13 protein-coding genes and 1 pseudogene are annotated in these 17,104 nt (G+C 70.0%); 10 read left to right on the top strand and 4 right to left on the bottom strand.

Features of this window, described 5'->3' with window-relative positions; all coding sequences use genetic code 11:
• Positions 1-34: 34 nt before the first annotated feature.
• Positions 35-682 (bottom strand): nucleotide exchange factor GrpE, encoded by a 648-nt coding sequence (gene grpE, locus A5756_RS04250; RefSeq protein ID WP_066947603.1) that lies wholly within the window; start codon positions 680-682, stop codon positions 35-37.
• A complete protein-coding gene (gene dnaK, locus A5756_RS04245; protein ID WP_066947600.1) occupies positions 679-2,538 on the bottom strand; it encodes a molecular chaperone DnaK in 1,860 nt (619 codons plus the stop codon). The genes grpE and dnaK overlap by 4 nt, the downstream gene beginning before the upstream one ends.
• A gap of 283 nt (positions 2,539-2,821) precedes the next feature.
• Here dnaK and A5756_RS04240 point away from each other — a divergent pair, with 283 nt between their 5' ends.
• Positions 2,822-4,270 (top strand): amino acid permease, encoded by a 1,449-nt coding sequence (locus A5756_RS04240; RefSeq protein ID WP_066947709.1) that lies wholly within the window; start codon positions 2,822-2,824, stop codon positions 4,268-4,270.
• On the opposite strand, the gene A5756_RS04235 is transcribed toward A5756_RS04240, so the two are convergent.
• The gene (locus A5756_RS04235) at positions 4,267-4,827 is read right to left on the bottom strand and encodes an NTP transferase domain-containing protein (protein ID WP_066947597.1); all 561 of its coding nucleotides are present in this window, start codon (positions 4,825-4,827) and stop codon (positions 4,267-4,269) included. The genes A5756_RS04240 and A5756_RS04235 overlap by 4 nt on opposite strands.
• A 69-nt stretch (positions 4,828-4,896) precedes the next feature.
• Here A5756_RS04235 and A5756_RS04230 point away from each other — a divergent pair, with 69 nt between their 5' ends.
• From A5756_RS04230 to A5756_RS04215, 4 genes are all read left to right on the top strand, one after another.
• A complete protein-coding gene (locus A5756_RS04230; protein ID WP_066947706.1) occupies positions 4,897-7,236 on the top strand; it encodes a xanthine dehydrogenase family protein molybdopterin-binding subunit in 2,340 nt (779 codons plus the stop codon).
• Positions 7,233-8,117, top strand: a complete 885-nt coding sequence (locus tag A5756_RS04225; protein WP_066947594.1) for a xanthine dehydrogenase family protein subunit M — start codon at positions 7,233-7,235, stop codon at positions 8,115-8,117. Before A5756_RS04230 ends, A5756_RS04225 begins: the two co-directional genes overlap by 4 nt.
• The gene (locus A5756_RS04220; protein ID WP_066947591.1) at positions 8,110-8,595 is read left to right on the top strand and encodes a (2Fe-2S)-binding protein; all 486 of its coding nucleotides are present in this window, start codon (positions 8,110-8,112) and stop codon (positions 8,593-8,595) included. The genes A5756_RS04225 and A5756_RS04220 overlap by 8 nt, the downstream gene beginning before the upstream one ends.
• Positions 8,596-8,744: 149 nt before the next feature.
• Entirely contained in the window at positions 8,745-9,293 is a 549-nt protein-coding gene (locus A5756_RS04215; protein WP_369828585.1) for a hypothetical protein, read from the top strand.
• Between the two features lie 13 nt (positions 9,294-9,306).
• On the opposite strand, the gene A5756_RS04210 is transcribed toward A5756_RS04215, so the two are convergent.
• Positions 9,307-9,837, bottom strand: coding sequence for a DUF488 family protein (locus A5756_RS04210; RefSeq protein WP_066947702.1), 531 nt, complete (start codon positions 9,835-9,837; stop codon positions 9,307-9,309).
• Positions 9,838-9,884: 47 nt separating this feature from the next.
• On the opposite strand from A5756_RS04210, the pseudogene A5756_RS26685 reads away from it, so the two are divergent.
• The 5 genes and pseudogenes from A5756_RS26685 to A5756_RS04190 form a co-directional block, all read left to right on the top strand.
• A pseudogene (locus A5756_RS26685) lies at positions 9,885-10,562 on the top strand (BadF/BadG/BcrA/BcrD ATPase family protein); the annotation flags it as partial.
• Positions 10,563-10,727: 165 nt separating this feature from the next.
• The gene (gene murQ, locus A5756_RS26680; protein ID WP_369828584.1) at positions 10,728-11,612 is read left to right on the top strand and encodes an N-acetylmuramic acid 6-phosphate etherase; all 885 of its coding nucleotides are present in this window, start codon (positions 10,728-10,730) and stop codon (positions 11,610-11,612) included.
• A 46-nt stretch (positions 11,613-11,658) separates the two neighbouring features.
• A complete protein-coding gene (locus tag A5756_RS04200; protein WP_066947586.1) occupies positions 11,659-12,177 on the top strand; it encodes a hypothetical protein in 519 nt (172 codons plus the stop codon).
• A gap of 55 nt (positions 12,178-12,232) precedes the next feature.
• On the top strand, positions 12,233-13,948 hold the full coding sequence (locus A5756_RS04195; RefSeq protein ID WP_066947583.1) for an Hsp70 family protein: 1,716 nt from the start codon (positions 12,233-12,235) through the stop codon (positions 13,946-13,948).
• Between the two features lie 184 nt (positions 13,949-14,132).
• Positions 14,133-17,102 (top strand): (Fe-S)-binding protein, encoded by a 2,970-nt coding sequence (locus tag A5756_RS04190; RefSeq protein ID WP_066947579.1) that lies wholly within the window; start codon positions 14,133-14,135, stop codon positions 17,100-17,102.
• Positions 17,103-17,104: the final 2 nt, after the last annotated feature.

The following is a 17,104-nucleotide window of genomic DNA, read 5'->3' as shown; positions in this document are numbered from 1 at the left end:
CCTTTCTGTTCTGTTGTTGTGCTGATTGTGTGGTCTATTCACCGGATGCGCCGGGGTTATCGTCCGATTCGGCCGGCCCCGCCGCCGCGGCGCCGTCGTCCGGCACCGTGTCTGCGACTGTGTCAATGACACCCACCAGAGCGTGCCGCAGGACCTGCTCGCCCAGCTTGTAACCCTGCCGCATGACCGTGCCGATCACCGGCTTGGAGCCGTCGCCGCCGTCACCCTCGTGCTGCACGGCTTCGTGCAACACCGGGTCGAAGTCCTCGCCTTCCTCGCCGAACGCCACCAGACCGAGTCCGGTCAGGGCGCTGTCCAGCTTGTCGGCCACCGACTTCAGCGGGCCGGACTCCAGGTCGCCGTGCTTGCGCGCCCGCTCGAGATCGTCGAGCACGCCCAGCAATTGGCTGACGACGGCGGCCTTGGCGCGGTCCGCGGCGGCCTGCTGGTCGCGCAGCGCACGCTTGCGGTAGTTGGCGAAGTCGGCCTGGACCCGTTGCAGGTCGCCCAGCAATTCGGCGGCCTTGCCGGCCTCCTCGGGGCTTTCGCCCGCAAAATCCCCGGAGGACGACGTGCCCCCTCCCGGCTCTGGGCCGGGAGGGGCGTGGCGCACCTCACCCGTTTCGGGGTCGATCCGCCGCTTGTCGGTGACCGTTACCGGTTCCTGATTTCCGTCCGTCACTTGGACTCCCGGTCATCGTCGACCACCTCCGCGTCCACGACGTCGTCGGCCGAGCCCGACGGTCCGCCGGTTGCACCGGCCTCCGCGCCGCCCGCGGCCTGGGTGGCCTCGTAGATCGCCTGTCCGAGCGCCTGGGACTCCTGGCCCAGCTTCTCCATCGCCGCCTTGATCGCGGCGATGTCGGTGCCGCCCAGGGCCGTCTTGGCCTCGGCGATGGCGCCGTCGACCTTGGACAGCGTCTCCTCGGGAACCTTCGACCCGCCCTCGGCTTCGCGCTGCTCCTTGACGAACTTCTCCGTCTGGTAGACCAGCGATTCGGCCTGGTTGCGAACGTCGGCCTCCTCGCGACGCTGGCGGTCCTCCTCGGCGTGCGCCTCGGCGTCCTTGATCATCCGGTCGATCTCCTCCTTGGACAGGCCGGAGCCCTCCTGGATCTTGATCGTGTTCTCCTTGCCGGTGCCCTTGTCCTTGGCCGTGACGTGCACGATGCCGTTGGCGTCGATGTCGAAGGTGACCTCGATCTGCGGGACGCCGCGCGGAGCCGGCGGGATGCCGGTCAGCTCGAAGGAGCCGAGCAGCTTGTTGTGCGAAGCGATTTCGCGCTCACCCTGATAGACCTGGATCTGCACCGACGGCTGGTTGTCGTCGGCCGTGGTGAAGGTCTCCGACCGCTTGGTGGGGATCGTGGTGTTGCGCTCGATGAGCTTGGTCATCACGCCACCCTTGGTCTCGATGCCCAGGCTCAGCGGCGTAACGTCAAGCAGCAGAACATCTTTCACTTCACCCTTCAACACACCTGCCTGAAGAGCCGCTCCCACCGCCACAACTTCATCGGGGTTGACGCCCTTGTTGGGCTCCTTGCCGCCGGTCATCTCCTTGACCAGCTCGGACACCGCGGGCATGCGGGTGGAACCACCCACCAGCACCACGTGGTCGATCTCGGAGACCGAGATGCCGGCGTCCTTGATCACCGACTGGAACGGCTGACGGGTGCGGTCCAGCAGATCCTGTGTGATGCGCTGGAATTCGGCGCGGGTCAGCTGCTCGTCGAGGAATAGCGGGTTCTTGTCCGCGTCGACGGTGATGTAGGGCAGGTTGATCGAGGTGCCCTGCGAACTCGAGAGCTCGATCTTGGCCTTCTCGGCGGCCTCACGCAGCCGCTGCATCGCCATCTTGTCCTTGGTCAGGTCGATGCCGCTGGTGCCCTTGAACTTGTCGACGAGCCACTCGACGACCCGGTCGTCCCAGTCGTCGCCACCGAGGTGGTTGTCACCGCTGGTGGCACGGACCTCGACCACGCCCTCGCCAATCTCGAGCAGCGAGACGTCGAACGTGCCGCCACCGAGGTCGAAGACCAGGATGGTCTGTTCCTTCTCGCCCTTGTCCAGGCCGTAGGCCAGCGCGGCCGCGGTCGGCTCGTTGACGATGCGCAGCACGTTCAGGCCGGCGATCTGGCCGGCTTCCTTGGTCGCCTGGCGCTGGGCGTCGTTGAAGTACGCCGGCACGGTGATGACGGCGTCGGTGATGTCCTCACCGAGGTACGCCTCCGCGTCGCGCTTCAACTTCATCAGCACACGCGCGCTGATCTCCTGCGCGGTGTATTTCTTGTCGTCGATCTCGATGGACCAGTCGGTGCCCATGTGCCGCTTGACCGAACGGATGGTGCGGTCGACGTTCGTCACCGCCTGGTTCTTGGCGGGCTGGCCGACGAGCACCTCGCCGTTGCGCGCGAACGCGACGATGGACGGGGTCGTCCGTGAGCCCTCGGAGTTGGCGACGACGACGGGGTCACCGCCCTCGAGAACTGCGACGACGGAGTTGGTGGTCCCGAGGTCGATACCGACCGCACGAGCCATAGTGATTCCTCCTGATTGAGTAGAGCCTTCTTGGTGCCACTATGCTGAGTGAACCCCGCTCAAGACTGCTCTTGGCGACACCGCGGTGTCAACCCAGCATTGAGTCTGGTTCGCTCAACTTCTTGATCATGCTAACGGCGCACCTCGCCGTCTTGTTCCCGGGGCACCGAAAAAGTGCGCGGCGACCAACGGCCCTCGAAGGACCGGCAGCCGCACAGCGAGGCCGGCGGCTCGCCGATGGGTTAACCTGAGCTTCCCTGGAGCCACCCCCGGCAGGAGCTTGATGGCACAGCTCGACAGCGCCGCCGCGCGGCTCACCCGCGAAGACGCGGGCTATCACAAGGGGCTCACGAACCGCCAGGTACAGATGATCGGCCTGGGCGGGGCCATCGGAACGGGTCTTTTCCTGGGCGCCGGCGGAAGGCTCGCGTCGGCGGGGCCGGGGCTGTTCCTGGTGTACGGGATCTGCGGCATCTTCGTGTTCTTGATCCTGCGCGCCCTCGGCGAACTCGTGCTGTACCGCCCTTCGTCGGGATCTTTCGTGTCCTATGCCCGGGAATTCTTCGGCGAGAAGGCCGCTTTCGCCGCGGGCTGGCTGTACTTCGTCAACTGGGCGATGACCGGGATCGTGGACACCACCGCGATCGCGCATTACTGCCACTACTGGACGGCGTTTCAGGCCGTCCCGCAGTGGACGCTGGCGTTGATCGCGTTGGTCATGGTGCTGGCGATGAACCTGATCTCGGTCAAGCTGTTCGGCGAGCTGGAATTCTGGGCCTCGCTGATCAAGGTGCTCGCCCTGGTGACGTTCCTCGTCGTCGGCATCGTCTTCCTGGTCGGCCGCTTCAAGGTCGACGGTCACGATCCCGGCGTGGCGCTGTGGGAGAGCCATGGCGGCCTCCTGCCGGCCGGCCTGCTGCCCCTGGTGCTCGTCACCTCGGGGGTGGTCTTCGCCTACGCCGCCGTCGAACTCGTCGGCATCGCGGCCGGCGAGACCGCGAACCCGCACAAGATCATGCCGCGCGCGATCAACTCGGTGGTGTTTCGCATCGCCATCTTCTACATCGGGTCGACGATCCTGCTGGCCCTGCTGCTGCCACACACCGCCTACCGGGACCACGTGAGCCCGTTCGTGACGTTCTTCTCGAAGGTCGGGTTCGGCGGGGCGGGCAGCGTGATGAACCTCGTCGTCCTGACCGCGGCGCTGTCCAGCCTGAATGCCGGGCTCTACTCCACCGGCCGCATCCTGCGGTCGATGGCGATCAACGGCAGCGGCCCGAAGTTCACCGCACCGATGACGAAGAACGGCGTGCCCTACGGCGGAATCCTCCTCACCGCCGTTGTCGGCCTCTTGGGCATCGTGCTCAACGCCGTCAAACCGAGCCAGGCGTTCGAAATCGTGCTCCACATCGCCGCCGTCGGCGTGGTGGTGGCCTGGGGCACGATCGTGGCGAGCCAGCTGCGGTTCTACCGGCTGTCGCGCGCCGGAACATTGCAACGGCCGCACTTCCGGATGCCGCTGGCGCCCTACAGCGGCTACCTGACGCTGGCCTTCCTGGCCGGCGTCCTGGTCCTGATGCTGTTGGACAAGGTCCAAGGCCCGTGGTTGCTCGGCGCGATGGCCCTCGGGATTCCGGGGCTGATCGGCGGCTGGTATCTGGTCCGCCATCGCGTGCGGGCCGCCGCCCAAGACGCCGCGCTGCCGGCCGCCGACCCATCCGCCGCGATCTAAGGCTCGTCGATGTCCTGACCGCCGGCGAGGTCCACGCAGTCGACGACCTCGACGTCGTGCCGGGTGCGCAGGTACGCCCCGGCGCCGCGATCACCGGAGATGTGCGACAGGACCTCGGGCCAGTGCCGGCGCGCGATCACCACCGGGTGGCCCGGTCGGTCACCGAACACGGCGCGCGCCAGCCCGCTGGGGGACGCGATCGCGCGGCCGAGCACCCGCGCCACCACGGTGGAACCGACGTCGGGGGTGTCGACGACGTGCAGCACGGCGTAATCCGCGCCCACGCGGCCGGCCTGCTCCAGGCCGGTGCGCACCGAGGCGCTCAACCCGTCGTGCCACCGCGGCGCGGTGACCGCGACAGCCCCGACCGGGGCGGGGACCTGGGCGGCGCCCAGTACGACGACGACGTCGGCGCAGCCCCCGGCGCGCAAGGCGTCGACCGCGGTCTGCAGCCAGCCCTCGACCAGCACCTTCGGCTTGCCATAGCGCCGCCCGGCGCCCGCGGCCAGCAGGACTCCGACGCTGTGTGGTGGAGAGGTCGACTCCGGTAACCCCACTCTCCTATGATGACATTGCACTTCTCCCAAAGCGATAACTTCGCTATGCACGGCATCGGATGGAGCGTGATGAGTCAGGACGTGCAAGGGCGAGCCGTCACCCCGGCGCCCCGGTACGCCGGCACCCGCGTCCAGCGGGTGGAGGACGGCCGGCTGCTGACCGGCCGCGGCAGCTTCGTCGACGACATCGCGCGGCCCGGCATGCTGCACGCCTGCTTCGTGCGCAGCCCGTTCGCGCGGGCGCGCATCAACGGCATCGACGCCTCGGCCGCGCTGGGGCTGCCCGGCGTGCGCGCGGTGTTCACCGCCGACGACCTCAACCCGGACGTGAAAGAGGCGTGGCACGCCGTCGCCGGCAAGGACATGCCGGACACCCCGCGGCCGCCGCTGGCCGCGGGCGAGGCCAAGTTCGTCGGCGACCCCGTCGCGCTCATCGTCGCCGAGAGCCGGTATGTCGCCGAGGACGCGCTGGAACTCGTCGACGTGGACTACGAGCCGCTGCCCGCGGTCAGCGACTTCACCCGGGCCCAGGACTCCGATGTGCTGGTGCACGACGCCTACCCGAACAACGTCGCCGGCGGGATGGGCGGGGCCCCGCCCGACGAAGAGCTGTTCGCCGACGCGCCGTGCGTCGTCAAAGAGCGCATCTATCAGCAGATCTACGCGCCGGTGCCGATCGAGACCCGCGGCCTGGTCGTCGAATGGACAGCCGCCACAGGAGAACTCACCATGTGGGCGTCCACCCAGACCCCACACGAACTGCGGGCGTTCTGCGCCCGCCTGTTAGGCATTGCGGCGCAACGTGTTCGGGTCATCATGCGCGACACCGGCGGCGGCTTCGGCCAGAAGGTCGTCCCGATGCGCGAGGACATGTGCATCATGCTGGCCGCGCGCAAGGTGCCGGCGGCGCTGAAGTGGATCGAGGACCGGCGCGAGAACCTGATGTCGGCCGGGCAGGCCCGGCACGTCGACGGCACCGCGCGCATGGCTTTCGACGCCGAGGGCAACATCGCGGCCGCGGACATCGACTTCGTCCAGGACATCGGCGCCTACCCCACGCCGTATCCGGTCCTGACGACGGCCGCCATCGGGATGTTCTTCCCGGGCCCCTACCGGGTGCCCAAGGCCAGCTTCAACTACAAGACGGTGTTCTCCAACACCAGCGGTCTGGCCGCCTATCGCGGCCCGTGGCAGTACGAGACGCTGGCGCGCGAGATCCTGCTCGACATCGCCGCCCGCAAGATGAACATCGACCCGGTGGAGCTGCGCCGCCGAAACCTGTTGCGCCGCGACGAGATGCCGTACGTCAACCCCAACGGCATGCCGTACGACCACGTCGCCCCGATCGAAACCTTCGAGCAGGCGGTGAAAATCCTTGACCACGAAGGGTTTCGCAAAGAGCAGGCCGAGGCGCTGGCGCGGGGCCGCTACCTGGGCCTTGGCTTCTCGGCCTACATCGAGCCGACCGGCGCCGCTACCGGCCACCTGGCCACCGAAGGCGCCACCATCCGTATGGAGCCGACCGGCAAGATCAACGTTTACGTCAACGGCGGCTCGAGCGGGAACAGCATCGAGACCACCGTCGTTCAGCTGACCGCCGATGCGCTGGGCGCCGACATCGACGACGTGGCCACCATCCAGGGCGACACCGCGGTCACCCCCTACGGGGCCGGCACGCAGGGCAGCCGCAGCGCGCCGATGACCGCGGGGGCGGTCAGCGAGGCGGGCGCCATCCTGCGCGAGAAGATCGTGGCGCTGGCCGCGCACCACCTCAAGGTAGCGGAATCGGAAGTGGAGCTTGGGTTTTCGGTGGCGAGCGTCCGCGGTGAGCCGGCCAAGTCGGTGTCGTTCGGCGAGCTGGCCTACGTGGCGTACTACTCGCCGCAGCAGCTGCCGCCGGGAATGTCGGCCAACCTGGAGGCGACCGCCCGGTTCAATTCGACCAACCCCATCCACTGGTCCAACGCGACGCACGCCTGCACCTGTGAGGTGGACGTGGCGACCGGCAAGGTGACGCTGCTGCGCTACATCGTCAGCGAGGACGTCGGGCCGATGATCAACCCGTCGGTCGTCGAGGGCCAGATCGCGGGCGGAACGGTGCAGGGCATCGGCGGTGCACTGATGGAGGACATGGTCTACGACGACGACGGCAACCCGCTGGCAACGACTTTCGTCGACTACCTGCTGCCCACGGCCACCGAGGTGCCGCCGATCGAATTCGGTCACGTCGAGATTCCCGGGCCGGGGCCCGGCGGCTACAAGGGCGCCGGCGAGGGCGGGGCGATCGGCTCGGTGCCGGCGGTGATCAACGCCATCAACGACGCGCTCGCACCGCTGGGTGTGACGATCACCCGGCTGCCGGCCAGCCCGGCGTCGATCGCCGCCCAGCTGGAACGGGGGAACAGGTGAAACCGTCCGCGTTCGAATACCACCGCCCCGACACCATCGACGACGCCGTGGGACTGCTGGCTGAGTTGGGGGACGACGCGAAAATCCTTGCCGGCGGCCAGAGCCTGGTGCCGATGCTGGCGATGCGGCTGGCCTACTTCGACCATCTGATCGACATCTCCCGGCTGCCCGAGCTGCAGGGCATCGAGCGCAGGGGCTCAGAAATGTGGATCGGCGCGGGCACCACCGAGACCACCGTCGGCGCCGACGAGCAAGTGCGCCAAGCGGTTCCGCTGTTGACCCGGGTGACGCCATTCGTCGGGCATTTCCAGATCCGCAACCGGGGCACCCTCGGCGGGTCGATCGCCCATGCCGACGCCGCGGGCGAATACCCGGCGGTCGCCCTGACCCTGGATGCGGTGATGGAGGTTCAGTCGCCACGCGGGCGGCGCGAGATCGCGGCCGCCGATTTCTTCGCCGGGGTGTGGGAGACCACCATGGATTCCGATGAGGTGCTGACCGGGGTGCGGTTCCCCGTGTGGGACGGCAGATCCGGGTTCGCCGTCGAGGAATTCTCGCGCCGCCACGGCGATTTCGCGATCGCCGGCGCCCTGGTCGCCGTCCAGCTCGACGACCGCGACCGGGTGTCGCGCTGCGCGATCGGGCTGCTGGGCATGGGGTCCACGGTCCGGCGCGCGACGGCGGCCGAGGTCGCCGCCGTGGGCAGGCCGGTCGGCGAGCTGGTGCCCGAGGAGATCGGCGAGGCCGCGACGAGCGGGCTCGACGACATTCCCAACGACCTGCAAGGGTCGGCGTCCTACCGGTTGAAGGTCGGTGCCACCATGGCCGCGCGCGCATGGACACAAGCGATAGCCGAAGCCCTGGGGGCCAGCAATGCGTGAACACCCAATCCAGCTGTCCATCAACGGAACTGAAATCACGGCCGGGGTGGAACCCCGGATGACGCTGGCGGACTTCCTGCGGGACAAGTGCGGGCTGACCGGCACGCACCTGGGCTGCGAGCACGGGGCGTGCGGGGCGTGCACGGTGCTGGTCGACGGCGAGGCCGTGCGCTCGTGCCTGATGTTCGCGGTGCAGGCCGACGGGTCCGAGGTGACGACGGTCGAGGGCGTCGCCGCGCCGGACGGCACCCTGTCGCCCGTGCAATCGGCGCTGCGAGAGTGCCACGGGCTGCAATGCGGCTTCTGCACGCCAGGTTTCGTGATGTCGCTGACCGCGCTGCTGCGCGACAACCCCGACCCCAGCGACCACGAGATCCGGGAAGGCCTGTCGGGCAACTTCTGCCGGTGCACCGGCTACCAGGGCATCGTCGCGGCCGCCCGCCGCGCCGCCGAGACACAATCGGTCACGCAGCGGTAAAGCTTCACCATCGGGGCCGCATCGATAGGTGCGCGGTTACCGGGGGTTTCGTCACTTCGCGCGTAATCTGATTTCCCGATATTGCTGATAATCGGGAGTGGCGCGTGCGGTTTTCGCAAAGGGCACGGTGGGGCCTGGCCGGTGGATCCCTGCTGATCGCGCCGGTGCTGGTCAGTCCCGTGCTGATCGACGCCTGTTCGTCCACCGTCGCGGGGCGGCCCGTCGCCGCGCCGGGGGCGGGGCCGGTCGAGCCCACGTTCCCCACCCCCAGGCCCAGCGCGTCGTCGCCGGCGCCCACCGCCAGCCCGGCCCCCGGCCTGCCGACGACACCGGCGAACCCGACCGCACCGGCTGGCGCCATCCCGCTCCCGCCCGACCAGAACGGTTACGTGTTCATCGAAACCAAGTCGGGCACCACGCGCTGCCAGATCAACAAGGCCACCGTCGGCTGCGAGGCGCCCTTCACCAACTCGCCCATGCAAGACGGCGAGCACGCCAACGGCGTCAGCGTGGACTCCGGCGGCAAGGTTCAGTGGGTGCTGGGAAACCTGGGCGCCATCCCCGCCGTCCAGATCGACTACAAGACCTACAACGCCGCGGGCTGGACGATCAACGCCACCGCCGACGGCACCCGTTTCACCAATGACCGCACCGGGCACGGCATGTTCGTCAGCGTCGACAAGGTCAACACGTTCTAAAGGCCGGAGCAACTCAGCCGTCCCATACCAGGTGGCTGTCGGAGCGGCGGCGAGCGCCGTCGGCGGGGCGGTGTGGGCGCAGGCGGCCGTCCGGCATGAGGTGTTGCACCGGCACCGAACGGCCCAGCAGTGCCACGTCGGCGATCAGCCGCCGGTGGCAGCGCCACCAGACGCTCTCGCTGCACATCACCGCGGTGGTGCGCCGGGTGGCGTCGGCCAGGACCTCGTCCAGCGCCGCGTCGAACTCCGGCGTACGGGTGTATGCGGCGTACGCCCGGAATGCGGCCACCGTCCACCAGCTGTCCGGCTCGGGTTCTCCGGCCGCGATGTGACGCCGCCCGCCCAGGCGCGGCTCCCACCGGTAGTCGATGCCGTGTTGGGGCAGCCAGCTTTCCAGGGCCTCCCGACGCACGTCGGGATTCGTCCGACTGGCCGGATATCGCCGCACGTCCACCACCAGCGCAACTCCGGCGCCGGCAAGCAACTCCGCTAGCCGCTCACGGTCGGCTGTCCCGTGCCCCACGGTCAGCAACGCCCGCTCCACCACACCAGTCTGCCCGGCAGTCGACACCCGGCCCGGGCCGATAAAGGATGGGTGCGGTGATCCTCGCCGTCGACTTGGGTAAGACGTCGTGCCGGGCTTCGGCATGCGGCCGCAGGGCGGAGGGGCCGGGCGCGCCGGGGCTCGCGGCGCCGGGCGGTGTGCGGGCCGCGGAGGCGGCGATCCTGAACGTCGCACGCCAGTTCGGCGCAGTTGACGAGGTGATCGTCGGCGCCGCCGGGGCGGAGGCGGCTCCGGATGCGGCGCGCGCGCTGGGCGACGCGCTGCTGACCTCGCTTCGGGCGGAGCGCGTCGCGGTGACCAGCGACGCCGTGACCGCGCACGCCGGCGCCCTGAACGGACAGGCGGGCGTCGTGCTGATCGCGGGCACCGGCGTCGTGGCGCTCGCGATCGATGCGGAGGGTCGGTGGCGGCGCGCCGACGGCTGGGGCCCGTGGCTGGGCGACGAGGGCGGCGGCGCGTGGATCGGCGCCGCCGGGCTGCGCGCGGCGCTGCGCGCGCACGACGGCCGCGGCCCGTCCACCACGCTGCTCGACGCCGCCCGCGCCCGCTTCGGCGCGCCGCGGACCTGGCCCGCGCAGCTCACCGGCGCCGCCGCGCTCGCGTCCTTCGCACCCGACGTGCTTGCCGCGCAGGGCGACGCCGCCGCGCTGGCGATCGTCGGCGCGGCCGCCGAGGCGCTCGCCGCGACCGCTCGCGCGGCCGGGGACTTCCCGGTCGCGATGGTCGGCGGCCTGGCCGGGTACAAAGCGCTGCGGGAGAAGCTCGACCTCGTCCCCGCCGTCGGCGACGCGCTCGACGGGGCGCTGCGGCTGGGCCCGATCCACGAGCCGCACGTCATCCGTGTGCAGGCGGCACCGAAAACCCCTGCCGTGCAAGGACTCGACACGCTCGCGACCGAAGCCGTGCGTCCGGGCCTGCACGACCTGGACGCGCGGCCCATCGGGGAGGTTGTCGCGCTGCTCGTCGCCGCCGAAGGCGAGGCGCACGCCGCGGTGGCGGCGGCGGTCCCGCGGATCGCGGCGGCGGCCGAAGCGATCGCCGCGAGGCTCGAGCACGGGGGCCGCCTTATCTACACCGGTGCCGGAACTCCCGGGCGGCTCGGTGTGCTCGACGCGGCCGAGTGCGCGCCGACGTTCGATACCGACCTCGTGCGCGGTGTGATCGCCGGCGGCCCGGCGGCGCTGACCAAGGCGATCGAGGGTGCCGAAGACGCCTTTGAGCCAACCGATCTCGCCGACCTGACCGCCGCCGACGCGCTCGTCGGGATTACGGCGTCGGGCCGCACGCCGTATGTGCTGGGGGCCCTCGAGCACGCGCGCGCGGCGGGCGCGCTGACCGTCGCGATCGTCAACAACCCCGGCGGCGCGGCATCTGCCGATGTGGTGATCGAATTGCTCACCGGCCCTGAGGTTCTCGCCGGGTCCACCCGGCTGACCGCGGGAACGGCGCAGAAGGTCGTGCTCAACGCGCTCTCGACGAGCGTGATGATCGCGCTCGGCAAGGCGTACGGACCGCGGATGGTGGACGTGCGGCCGACCAGCGCGAAGCTGCGCCGCCGTGCGGTGCGCATCGTGCGCGACGCGGCCGGCGTCGACGAGGAGAACGCGGCCGCCGCACTGGCCGCCGCGGGCGGTCATGCCAAGACCGCGATCGTCGCGTTGCTCGCCGGCGTCGACGCGGCCGAGGCCGCCGCCCGCCTCGACCGGGCGCGGGGACGCGTCCGGGACGCGCTCGGCAAGATCGACACGTTATGAAGGCGCGCTCAGGAGGCTGGCAGGCGGTGTCAGTACCATCGGTGCCGTGGCACGCAACGGCCCACCCGACGACTTCCACGAACAGGCGACCCGGCATGCCGACTACGGCGTCGCTGAGCAGCCGACCACCGGCGAACCCCGGGCGAACCCGCCCGAGGGGTTCGAGCAGCCCGAGGCGTTCGACGGCCTGGAGGCCGAACCCACTCCCTGGTACCGCAAGCCCCCGCTGCTCATCGCCTGGCTGGTGTTCGTCGCGATCCTGATCGCGCTGATCGTCTACGGCATCACCGAGCTGCTGCAGGGCGGACAAGGCACCAGCCCGTCGCCGGGCACCAGCCGCACGAGCACGACGACCACCACCGCGACCACGACCGCGCCGACCACCACCACGACTCCGACCACCAGCAGCGCCGCCGAGGCGCCGGCACAGCAACCGACGCAGCAGCCCACGCGCCAGCCGAGTCAGCAGGAACCAACGCATAAGCATCACCTGCCGCAGGTACCCTCGGTGATCACGATTCCGGGGGTGCCCACGGCGATCACGGTCCCGCCCGGCCTGCGCTGACCCCGTCGGCCGCTATGGTGAGGACCACCGGGCGATCGGAAGTGGGGTGCGGGGCATGAGCGAGTCGCTCGGGCTGTCGATTGGGGCGGCCAACCTGGTGGCTGCCCGCGCGGGCAGGCCGCCGGTGGTCCGCAGTGCCGTTTTGACGCTCTTCGAACGCCGGCCGACCGAAGTTGGCCTGCCGGAGGAAAACCCGAATTTGACCGAAAACGGGATGGTGCTGCGCGGATTCGTCGAGCGCGTCGGCGACCGGTCCCCGCTGGTGGCTGCCGACGGAACGAAGTACCTCGGGGAGGTGCTGACGGTCGAGGCGATCGAGGCCATGGCGCGGACCGTCGGCTACGGCACCCCGATCACCATTGCCGTCCCCGCGTACTGGTCCGACGCCCAGTTCACCGCGCTGCGTGAGGAATTCTTCGCCCAGCCCGATCTCGCCCGCGGTGGCGTGGCGCCGGTGCTGGTGTCCGACGCCACCGCCGCGCTCGCGGCGCTGCGCGGCAGACCGGGATTCCCGTCCGCCGGGGTCGTCGCGCTGTGCGATTTCGGCGCCAGCGGCACCAGCGTCACGCTGATGGACGCCGGGTCCAACTTCACCCGCGTCGGCCCGACGGTGCGATCCGCCGATTTCTCCGGCGACGCGATCGATCAGCTCGTGCTCGGCCGCCTGCGAGCCTCCGACGACACCATGGCCGACCTGGGCAACACCGTGCGGATCGGCTCGCAGAGCCGCCTGCTCGCTGAATGCCGGCGCGCCAAGGAGCAACTGTCGACCGCCGCGACGGCCTCCGTCGCGATTGCTCCGGGCTCGACCGCGCAGCTGTCCCGCGCCGAGCTGGAGCAACTGATCTCCGAACCGCTGGACCGGTTCCTGGGCACCCTGGAAGAAGCCCTGCGCCGCAACGGGATTGCGAGGGGCAGGCTGGCCGCCGTGGCGGCGGTCGGCGGCGGCGCCGGCATCCCGCTGCTCGCCGCGCGGCTGTCGGAGCGTTTTCAGGTGCCGGTGCACACCCCGCCGCAGCCCGCGGTCAGCGCGGCCATCGGAGCGTCGGCGCTCGGCGAGCAGCAGACGTCGGCCGGGGTCCCGACCGCCGCGGGCGCCGTCGTGGAAACGCCGACCGAGATGGTCGGCAACGCCGGGATCGACATGACCCAGGCCGCGTCGGCCGCCCAGGCCACCGATGTGGACGGCGCCCTGGCCTGGTCCCAGGACGTCGACGGCGGCGACGAGCCGGTGCCCTACACCGGGCGCGACGCCACGGGCGAGTACTCCCGGGAGGCAACGGATTCGGGCTACGCGGACGGCGATCGCTACGCCGCGGAAGAGGGCCCGCTGCCCTGGTACAAACGCACCGCGCTGGTCCTGCTGGTGGCGGGGGCGGCCGCGGCGGTGCTGGTAGCCATCGTGTTGGCCCTGACCCTCGGCCGCCCCAAATCCCACCCGGTCAACACCACCCCGCCGAACACGCCGGCTCCCCCGCAAACGTCGCAAACCGTGACCATCACCCAGCCGAACGGCAGCACCACCGAGACGGTCCTCCCACCGCCACCGCCACCGCCGTCGTCGTCGTCCTTGCAGCCGCCGACCACCACGACAACCGAGCCACCGACGACAACCACCACCACGACGCCGCCGCCGACCACCACGACGACGACGGCCCCGCCGACGACTACCACCGCGCCGCCCACGACGTCGCAGGCGACCACCACGGCCGCACCCCCCACGACGACCCGGTTCCGGCCGCTGCTGCCGCCCTTCGTACCGCGGGGCTGACGCGGCCGGTCACGGCGATGAGGGTCACACCGGGCTCGCCAACAACGCAGGCCACGGACGCCGGCGGACTTCTAAGTTAGGGCAGCCTTTCTCGCGGCGAAAGCTGCGGAGATGTAACTATGAGCAGGGCTAAGCAGGCAAACAATTCGCAGGCTGAATCAAAGATGCATTGGGGAGACCTTCTGTGACCACGCAGATGCTGATCAGACTCATCGTGGGCATGGGCATGACGCTGGTCGTGGCCGCGCTCGCCGGACGACGGGTCCTGTGGCTGTTCAAGCTGATCACGTCCGGGAAGCCCGCTCCGGGGCACACCGACGAGCCCGGCAAGCGAATCTGGGCCGAGCTCTCCGAGGTCTTCGGGCAGCGTCGCCTGCTCAAGTGGTCGATCCCCGGCCTGGCCCACTTCTTCACCATGTGGGGCTTCTTCATCCTGCTCACGGTCTACATCGAGGCCTACGGTCTGCTGTTCCAGGACAACTTCCACATCCCGATCATCGGGCGCTGGGACGCGCTCGGCTTCCTGCAGGACTTCTTCGCGACCGCCGTCTTCCTCGGCATCACCACCTTCGCCATCATCCGGCTCATGCGCAGCCCGCGCGAGATCGGCCGCTCGTCACGGTTCTACGGCTCACACACCGGCGGCGCGTGGCTGGTGCTGTTCATGATCTTCAACGTCATCTGGACCTACGTCCTGGTCCGCGGGTCGGCGGTCAACAACGGCACGCTGCCCTACGGCAACGGCGCCTTCCTGTCGCAGCTCGTCGGGGCGATCCTGCGCCCGCTCGGCCAGCCGGCCAACGAGATCATCGAGACCACGGCCCTGCTGCTGCACATCGCCGTCATGCTGGGCTTCCTCATCATCGTGCTGCACTCCAAGCACCTGCACATCTTCACGGCGCCGATCAACGTCATCTTCAAGCGGCTGCCCGACGGGCTTGGCCCGCTGCTGCCGATCGAGGCCGACGGCAAGCCGATCGACTTCGAAAACCCGCCCGACGACGCCGAGTTCGGCCGCGGCAAGATCGAGGACTTCAGCTGGAAGGCCATGCTGGACTTCGCCACCTGCACCGAATGCGGTCGCTGCCAGTCGCAGTGCCCGGCCTGGAACACCGGCAAGCCGCTGTCTCCCAAGCTCGTCATCATGGACCTGCGCGACCACTGGATGGCCAAGGCGCCCTACATCCTCGGAGATAAGGAATCGCCCGCCGAGAACACGCCGGAAGGCGGGATCGGCGAGGAACTGGCCGGCGAGAAGCACGCCGAGGCGCACCACGTCCCCGAGTCGGGCTTCGGCCGCGTCATGGGCTCCGGCCCGGAGCAGGCCACCCGGCCGCTGGTCGGCACCGCCGAGCAGGGCGGCGTCATCGACCCCGACGTGCTGTGGTCCTGCGTGTCCTGCGGCGCGTGCGTCGAGCAGTGCCCGGTGGACATCGAGCACGTCGACCACATCATCGATATGCGCCGCTACCAGGTGATGATGGAATCGGAGTTTCCCTCGGAACTGTCGGTGCTGTTCAAGAACCTGGAAACCAAGTCCAACCCGTGGGGCCAGAACGCGTCCGACCGGACCAACTGGATCGACGAGGTGGACTTCGACGTTCCCGTCTACGGCGAGGACGTGGACAGCTTCGACGGCTTCGAGTATCTGTTCTGGGTCGGCTGCGCCGGCGCCTACGACGACAAGGCCAAGAAGACCACCAAGGCCGTCGCGGAACTGCTGGCCGTCGCCGGGGTGAAGTACTTAGTGCTGGGCACCGGCGAAACCTGCAACGGCGACTCCGCGCGCCGCTCGGGTAACGAGTTCCTCTTCCAGCAGCTGGCCGCCCAGGCCGTCGAGACCCTGGACGGGGTGTTCGAGGGCGTGGAGACCGTCGACCGCAAGATCGTCGTCACCTGCCCGCACTGCTTCAACACCCTGGGCCGCGAATACCGGCAGCTGGGTTCGAACTACTCGGTGCTGCACCACACCCAGCTGCTGAACCGGCTGATCCGCGACAACAAGCTGGTGCCGGTGACCCCCGTCTCCCAAGACATCACCTACCACGACCCCTGCTACCTGGGCCGGCACAACAAGGTCTACGAGGCGCCGCGCGAGCTGATCGGGGCCGCGGGTGCGACGCTCACCGAGATGCCGCGCCACGCCGAGCGCAGCTTCTGCTGCGGCGCCGGCGGCGCGCGGATGTGGATGGAAGAGCACATCGGCAAGCGGATCAACCACGAACGCGTCGACGAGGCACTGGCCACCGGGGCCGCCACCATCGCGACCGGCTGCCCGTTCTGCCGGGTGATGGTCACCGACGGCGTCAACGACCGGCAGGAAGAGGCCGGCCGCAGCGGGGTCGAGGTGCTCGACGTCGCCCAGGTGCTGCTCGGGTCCCTCGAGTACGACAAGGCGACGCTGCCGGAGAAGGGCACGGCCGCCAAGGAGGCCGAGAAGCGGGCGGCTCAGGCGCCCAAGGCCACCGCCACCGTCGAGGCACCGGCCAAGGAATCCGAGGAGGCACCCGCCGAGGCGGCCCCCAAGTCCGAGGCCGCGCCCGCGGCGCCCGTCAAGGGGCTGGGCATCGCCGGCGGTGCCAAGAAGCCCGGTAAGAAGGCGGCCGAGCCCGCCGCCGACGGCAAGGCCGAGGCCTCCGCGTCCGCAGCGCCCGCCGCGCCCGCCAAGGGGCTGGGCATCGCCGGCGGCGCCAAGAAGCCCGGCGCCAAGAAGGCGGCGCCGGCCCAGGCCGAAGCCAAGACGGAGGCGCCTGCTGCGCCTGCCGCCCCAGCCAAGGGATTGGGCATCGCCGCCGGGGCCAAACGACCCGGCGCCAAGAAAGCCGCGCCGGCCGCCGAGGCACCCAAGGCCGAGGCTCAGCCCGAACAAGCCGAGCCCAAGGCGGCCGCCGACGAGGGCAAGGCCGAGGACAAGGCGCCCGCGGCGCCGGTCAAGGGCCTGGGCATCGCCGCGGGCGCGAAACGACCCGGCGCCAAGAAGGCCGCGCCGGCCGCCGAGGCGCCCAAGGCCGAGGCCCAGCCCGAAGCAGCCGAGCCCGAGCCGGCGCCGAAAGCGGAGCCGGCAAAGGAGGCCGACGGCGAAGACGCACCGTCCGGCCCGCCGGTGAAGGGGCTGGGTATCGCGCGCGGGGCCCGTCCACCGGGTAAGCGCTGACC

Source organism: Mycobacterium sp. 852002-53434_SCH5985345 (assembly GCF_001667155.1).
GTDB lineage: Bacteria > Actinomycetota > Actinomycetes > Mycobacteriales > Mycobacteriaceae > Mycobacterium.
The sequence above is the reverse complement of the archived record's forward strand: the minus strand, read 5'-3'. Positions and strand labels throughout refer to the sequence as shown.

Coding starts and splice junctions, on each gene's coding strand:
- dnaK (WP_066947600.1), bottom strand. CDS start 2,538: ATGGCTCGTGCGGTCGGTATCGACCTCGGGACCACCAACTCCGTCGTC.
- A5756_RS04240 (WP_066947709.1), top strand. CDS start 2,822: ATGGCACAGCTCGACAGCGCCGCCGCGCGGCTCACCCGCGAAGACGCG.
- A5756_RS04230 (WP_066947706.1), top strand. CDS start 4,897: ATGAGTCAGGACGTGCAAGGGCGAGCCGTCACCCCGGCGCCCCGGTAC.
- A5756_RS04220 (WP_066947591.1), top strand. CDS start 8,110: ATGCGTGAACACCCAATCCAGCTGTCCATCAACGGAACTGAAATCACG.
- A5756_RS04195 (WP_066947583.1), top strand. CDS start 12,233: ATGAGCGAGTCGCTCGGGCTGTCGATTGGGGCGGCCAACCTGGTGGCT.